Origin of the sequence: Westiellopsis prolifica IICB1 (genome assembly GCF_004323185.1) — a bacterium.
Classification (GTDB): Bacteria; Cyanobacteriota; Cyanobacteriia; order Cyanobacteriales; family Nostocaceae; genus Pelatocladus; species Pelatocladus prolificus_A.
The window spans coordinates 848,430-854,662 of the sequence record NZ_NAPS01000002.1 but is presented as its reverse complement, the minus strand read 5'-3'; the positions used below and the strand labels follow the sequence as shown (position 1 = coordinate 854,662).

Below are 6,233 nucleotides of genomic sequence, written 5' to 3'. Positions count from 1 at the left end.
ATGACGAAAAATCCTTAACCGAGCAGTATTTGGAGTCATATCATTTCGGTGAACCCAAAAATGATTTCGGCGAACCCAGAAATGATTTCGGCGAACCCAGAAATAATTTCGGCGAACCCAGAAATGATTTCGGCGAACCCAGAAATGATTTCGGCGAACCCAGAAATGATTTCGGCTAACTCAGAAATGATTTCGGCTAACCCAGAGGATATCTTTTATCACATGAGCGTTTAGCGGGAGCATTCCAAATGTTCAAAAAAACGCCTGTGATTGAAATCGCAGTCTGATAGCTCAAGTCTGCTTCAGCAGACTGTTTGATTTTATGAAGTCGTATAAAGACGATTTGCGCTATTAGCAAAGGGTTTAAACCCTTTGCTTGGCGGTATTTGGAAAAAATGGGGATGCTCCCCTCCCCCGTCTAGCTAGCTAACAGAGTTTTTTCCAAAGGTATCCAACGGAAGGAGCGATCGCCACCTCTTTCGACGACGACTTTGACTCGTGGTTCGAGCTTGGGTAAGTTCGCTAAGTACTCAACTTCTTGATCAGAAAGGATATATCCTTCAATAATCCACAATACCAATCCTTTAGATTTTGGCGGTAACTGCTCTAGCTGATAGTTAACAATTGGTGGTACATAGTATACATAACCAACTGCTGCTCCACTACCAGTACTTTTTTTACCAAGATGTGCAGGTCGAACTCCATGAACACCTGTGAGATAAGCAGCTAAATCACCTAGTCCTCTCGCAGTGATATTGAGAGTTGTATAGCCTGCTGCACGTAGTCGGCGTCTGTAGCGACCTTCAAAACCTCCTTCTAGAGGTGCGTAGACACCAAGAGCGCCATTTTTTTCTAGATCACGAATTAAAGTGTTACCAGTGGTAATTAGTGCCATAGGTTTTCGTCTTGTCCGACTTAGATATCTCTATTATTTACTTTTAGTCATCAAATTAAGTAAAACGATTAACTTATGCACAGGATAAGTTAATCATCGGGAAGAAACAGAAACCTTTACCAATGACCAATGACCAATGACCAATGACCAATGACCAATGACCAATGACCAACGCTAACTTTTGCACAACCTCTATTTTTGAAGCTTAAAAGAGTTTAGCTAGGCGATCGCTTGGTTTTTCATCTTCTGACTTCTGATTACTATTGAAAATATCAATAGACAAAAATCAATATTTTATCTATAATCTTAGATCGTGACCAAACTTAGGATACCCCTTCGTTGTTATTGCTAGCGATGATTTAGCATTTTAAGCTAAAAATCAAAGTTCTAAACAGAATTAGCTAGCTACAATTGACAAGAGACTGGTAAACTATAAAAGCTTTCAGGTCAACAAAAACGAGTAGAGTGAAAAACTCAAACTCATTCCAGTCAGTAGAACAAATTCGCCCTTGCAACAGAGCGAAACCACGGGCAAAACCTTAAAAGTTCATTTTAAGGTAATTGGAGGGGTAGAAACTGAGCAGTGATGTTGGTTTGTAGCATGGCGTAAGTCTCAGTTACAAGGATACTGGGTAGCTTGCTGCCTAAGTCCAGCTACAAGCAAGTAAAGTGCCAGAGCAATTGCTGAGATAAAAGCATTGTTGCACAAAGCTGCAAAGCCTTGTATTAAACCCAAACAATGTACTTTCTATTCAGGAAAGTATTTTGCTAGTTCTAATCCCATGTAAGTGAAAGCAAACGGATTCACATCATAGTAAGGATACTTGGTGAAAGACCGGGTAAGTTGGAACCGCAATTACCTAAGCCGTTCCTGACTTCATAAGGCGCCGCAAATAGCGGAAAGTAGCTGACAAAGCTTCCATACAAGTGTTCTGAAGAATCCAATTTCCTAAGAAAAAAGTAGAAAGGAGAGCCAGTAACTGTGTCTGTAGGTATTCTCGGCACCAAACTGGGCATGACCCAAATTTTTGACGAAGCAGGAGTAGCTATTCCTGTAACAGTCATTCAGGCGGGACCATGTACAGTGACTCAAGTTAAAACAAAACAGACCGACGGTTACTCCGCCATCCAAGTAGGCTATGGCGAAGTTAAGCCAAAAGCGCTGAATAAACCATTGTTAGGTCATCTAGCGAAGTCCTCAGCCCCAGCAGTGCGTCATTTAAATGAGTATCGCATTGATAATTCTGGTGAGTATACCCTGGGTCAAGAGATTAAAGCAGATATTTTTAGCGCAGGTCAACAAGTAGATGTCATAGGTACAAGCATCGGTCGTGGTTTTGCAGGTAACCAAAAACGCAATAACTTCGCTCGTGGGCCGATGTCGCACGGTTCCAAAAACCATAGAGCGCCTGGTTCTACCGGTGCTGGTACAACCCCCGGTCGTGTTTATCCAGGTAAACGGGCGCCAGGACGTTTAGGAGGTAGCCGCACCACAATCAAGAAACTCACTGTAGTGCGAGTAGACTCAGACCGCAACTTATTGCTCATCAAGGGCGCTGTTCCTGGGAAACCTGGGTCTTTGGTAAATATTGTGCCTGCCAAGGTAGTTGGTTAGTCAATAGTCAATAGTCAATGGTCAATTGTCAATAGTGATGAAAATGTTGACTTTGAGCAAATGACAAATGACAGAAAACAAAGGACATGAAAAATGTTTGAATGTGTAGTCAAAAATTGGCAGGGAGAACAAGTCGGGCAAAAAAGCTTTGACTTGCAAGTTGCCAAAGAAAAAACGGCGGCTCATGTTGTGCATAGAGCCTTGATTAGACAAATGGCTAATGCTCGTCAAGGGACAGCTAGCGCCAAAACCCGCTCTGAAGTCAGAGGTGGTGGTCGCAAACCTTGGCGGCAAAAAGGTACTGGTCGAGCGCGTGCAGGATCTATTCGTTCTCCACTGTGGCGTGGTGGCGGTGTCATCTTTGGTCCCAAACCCAGAGACTATGAAATTAAGATGAACCGCAAAGAGCGGAAGTTGGCACTGCGGACAGCATTTGCTGGTCGCGTTGATGACTTAATTGTGGTAGAAGAATTTAGCGAACAGCTACAGCGTCCCAAGACTAAAGAATTAGTATCAGCGATCGCCCGTTGGGGTGTCGAGCCAGAAAGTAAGACACTGTTGATATTGTCCGAGAAAAGCGACAACGTAATTTTGTCAGCCCGTAACGTTGAGAATCTCAAACTCATCGCTGCTGATAACCTCAACGTTTACGATTTACTCCACGCAGACAAAATCGTCCTTACCGCATCAGCCCTAGAAAAAATTCAGGAGGTCTACAGTGCCTAACTTCGACCCCCGCAAACTCCCTGATCTAGTGCGTCGCCCCATTGTGACTGAAAAGGCGACCATACTCATGGAGCAAAATAAGTATACTTTTGAAGTCTCTCCCAAAGCGACTAAACCAGAAATCAAAGCAGCGATCGAAAGTCTGTTTGATGTCAAAGTCGTACAAGTTAATACCTGTAATCGTCCCCGCAAAAAGCGTCGCGTCGGAAGATTTATTGGTTTCAAGCCCCAATACAAGCGAGCCATTGTCACAGTGGCGACAGGGGACGAGAACAAGATCAGACAAATTCTATTCCCTGAAGTCTAAGAATTTTAGATTTTAGATTTTGGATTTTAGATTAAGGGTTATTAGTGGGTGACAAAGATTGTTGTAATTGAACTGGTACTCATTAAATTCCGAAATTAAAATCCAAAATCAAAGATTCTAAATCCAAAATCCGTCTTTAAAAGCTTTGATCGGAGGAAACCTCCGCTCAAACTTTTCGCAAAATCCAAAATCCAAAATTGAAATTATGGGTACTCGTTCTTATCGCCCTTATACCCCCAGTACTCGCCAGGTCACGATTTCCGACTTTGCAGAAATTACTAAAACTGAGCCAGAAAAGTCTTTAACTAAATTTGTACATCGTGCCAAAGGTCGCAATAACCAAGGGCGGATAACCAGCCGCTTTCGGGGGGGCGGACACAAGCGGCTTTACCGCATCATCGACTTCAAACGTAATAAACGTGATATTCCCGCAGAAGTCATCGCCATTGAATACGATCCCAACCGTAACGCCCGCATCGCGCTTTTGCAGTATCAAGACGGCGAAAAGCGTTATATTCTCCAACCCAACGGTTTAAAAGTTGGCACAACAGTCATTGCTGGTGTCAATGCTCCCATTGAAGATGGCAACGCCCTACCTTTGTCAAATATTCCCTTGGGTACAACTGTTCACAACGTTGAGTTAACTCCTGGTAAAGGTGGTCAAATCGTTCGCTCTGCTGGAGCAACCGCCCAAGTCGTAGCCAAAGAAGGTAATTATGTCTCCCTGAAGTTACCTTCAGGAGAAGTCCGCATGATCCGCCGGGAATGCTATGCCACCATTGGGCAAGTGGGTAACGTAGATGCCAGAAACTTGAGTGCAGGTAAAGCAGGTAGAAATCGCTGGAAAGGCCGCCGTCCCCATGTTAGAGGTAGCGTCATGAACCCAGTTGATCACCCACATGGTGGTGGTGAAGGTCGCGCTCCCATCGGTCGCTCTGGACCTGTTACTCCTTGGGGTAAACCAGCATTGGGTCTGAAGACACGTAAACCCAAAAAACCAAGTAGCAAATTGATTGTACGTCGTCGCCGTAAATCTTCTAAACGCGGACGCGGTGGTCGTGAATCATAAAATCCAAAATCCAAAATCCAAAATCGAATTATGGGTCGTTCTCTTAAAAAAGGTCCTTTCGTCGCAGATCATTTGTTAAGCAAAATTGAAAAGCTTAACGATAGCAATCGAAAAGAAGTGATCAAAACCTGGTCACGAGCTTCCACAATTCTGCCAGAAATGGTTGGTCATACCATCGCCGTTCATAACGGACGGCAGCATGTACCCGTTTTCATCAGCGACCAAATGGTGGGACATAAGCTGGGCGAATTTGCTCCCACACGCACTTTTAGAGGTCATTCCAAAGATAAAAAAGCAGGTAGGTAGTCATTAGTCCAAAGTCAATAGTCCATAGTAAAGAACATGACTATTGACTATTGACCATTGACTATTGACTATTGACAAATGGAGAAAACTATGGATGTTGATACTACTAATGAAGTAAAAGCGATCGCCCGTTACATACGCATGTCTCCTTATAAAGTGCGTCGCGTACTCGATCAAATTCGTGGGCGGTCTTATCGAGAAGCACTGATCATTCTGGAATTTATGCCCTATCGTGCTTGTGAACCAATATTAAAGGTTCTCAGAAGCGCTGCTGCTAATGCAGAGCATAATGAAGGATTTGACAGAGCTGATCTAGTGATTACTAAGGCCTATGCAGATCAAGGGCCAGTACTAAAACGGTTTCAACCAAGGGCGCAAGGTCGAGCGTACCAGATTCGCAAACCAACATGTCATATTACAGTTGCTGTTGCTCCTGGAGCCTCAGCAAAATAAGTGCTGACACCGACAGCTTAAAGCCAGAAATTTTAGAGGAAAGCATTTGTGGGACAGAAAATACATCCAATTGGTTTTCGTCTAGGAATTACCCAAGAGCATCAATCTCGTTGGTTTGCAGACCCTAGTCGCTATCCAGAACTCTTACAAGAAGACCACAAACTTCGTAACTTCATTGAAGAAAAACTGGGTAGATACGCTCAGAATAATGCAGGAATTTCCGAAGTCCGGATTGAGCGTAAAGCCGATCAAATTGATCTTGAAGTACGCACAGCACGCCCAGGTGTAGTTGTCGGTCGCGGTGGACAAGGTATTGATTCATTACGTAGCGGACTTCAAGAACTGTTGGGTAGCAATCGTCAAATCCGCATCAACGTTGTAGAAGTACAACGTGTTGATGCTGATGCTTACCTAATTGCTGAATACATCGCTCAACAGCTAGAACGCCGTGTTTCCTTCCGTCGGGTTGTACGTCAAGCAATTCAACGCGCCCAACGTGCAGGTGTACAAGGTATCAAAGTCCAAGTTAGTGGTCGTCTCAACGGTGCAGAAATTGCTCGCACAGAGTGGACTCGCGAAGGTCGAGTTCCTCTACATACCCTAAGAGCTGACATTGACTACTCTTACTGCACAGCAAAAACCATCTACGGAATTCTCGGTATCAAAGTCTGGATCTTCAAGGGAGAAATTATTCCTGGACAAGAAGAAACACCTCCCCCACCATCAACACGGGAGCGTGAACCACGTCGCCGTCAACAACGTCGTCGTCAGCAATTTGAAGACCGCTCTAACGAAGGATAGTTATTAGTCATTAGTAGACGCGATGTTCCTCGCGTCTGTACAAGAGTCATTAGTGAATGAG

General features: G+C 44.1%; 8 protein-coding genes. 7 read left to right on the top strand and 1 reads right to left on the bottom strand.

The features are described from left to right. Window positions 1–418 precede the first annotated feature (418 nt). Window positions 419–895: an NAD(P)H-quinone oxidoreductase subunit N gene (locus B4U84_RS18030; RefSeq protein ID WP_044449347.1), complete on the bottom strand. Its 477-nt coding sequence runs from the start codon at window positions 893–895 to the stop codon at window positions 419–421. A gap of 982 nt (window positions 896–1,877) precedes the next feature. Between B4U84_RS18030 and rplC the strand changes: the two genes are divergently transcribed. The 7 genes from rplC to rpsC all read left to right on the top strand — a co-directional run bounded on the left by rplC (window position 1,878) and on the right by rpsC (window position 6,172). Further along, window positions 1,878–2,510, top strand: a complete 633-nt coding sequence (rplC, locus tag B4U84_RS18025) for a 50S ribosomal protein L3 (RefSeq protein ID WP_017310494.1) — start codon at window positions 1,878–1,880, stop codon at window positions 2,508–2,510. A gap of 93 nt (window positions 2,511–2,603) precedes the next feature. Continuing rightward, the gene (gene rplD, locus B4U84_RS18020; RefSeq protein ID WP_017310493.1) at window positions 2,604–3,236 is read left to right on the top strand and encodes a 50S ribosomal protein L4; all 633 of its coding nucleotides are present in this window, start codon (window positions 2,604–2,606) and stop codon (window positions 3,234–3,236) included. Beyond that, a complete protein-coding gene (locus B4U84_RS18015; protein ID WP_017310492.1) occupies window positions 3,229–3,543 on the top strand; it encodes a 50S ribosomal protein L23 in 315 nt (104 codons plus the stop codon). Before rplD ends, B4U84_RS18015 begins: the two co-directional genes overlap by 8 nt. A 205-nt stretch (window positions 3,544–3,748) precedes the next feature. Beyond that, window positions 3,749–4,612 (top strand): 50S ribosomal protein L2, encoded by an 864-nt coding sequence (gene rplB, locus B4U84_RS18010; RefSeq protein WP_017310491.1) that lies wholly within the window; start codon window positions 3,749–3,751, stop codon window positions 4,610–4,612. A 30-nt stretch (window positions 4,613–4,642) separates the two neighbouring features. Next, entirely contained in the window at window positions 4,643–4,918 is a 276-nt protein-coding gene (gene rpsS / locus B4U84_RS18005) for a 30S ribosomal protein S19 (RefSeq protein ID WP_017310490.1), read from the top strand. 90 nt (window positions 4,919–5,008) lie between these two features. Then, window positions 5,009–5,371: a 50S ribosomal protein L22 gene (gene rplV, locus B4U84_RS18000; RefSeq protein ID WP_044449345.1), complete on the top strand. Its 363-nt coding sequence runs from the start codon at window positions 5,009–5,011 to the stop codon at window positions 5,369–5,371. Between the two features lie 48 nt (window positions 5,372–5,419). Next, window positions 5,420–6,172 (top strand): 30S ribosomal protein S3, encoded by a 753-nt coding sequence (rpsC, locus tag B4U84_RS17995; RefSeq protein ID WP_017310488.1) that lies wholly within the window; start codon window positions 5,420–5,422, stop codon window positions 6,170–6,172. The last annotated feature ends 61 nt before the right edge of the window (window positions 6,173–6,233 follow it).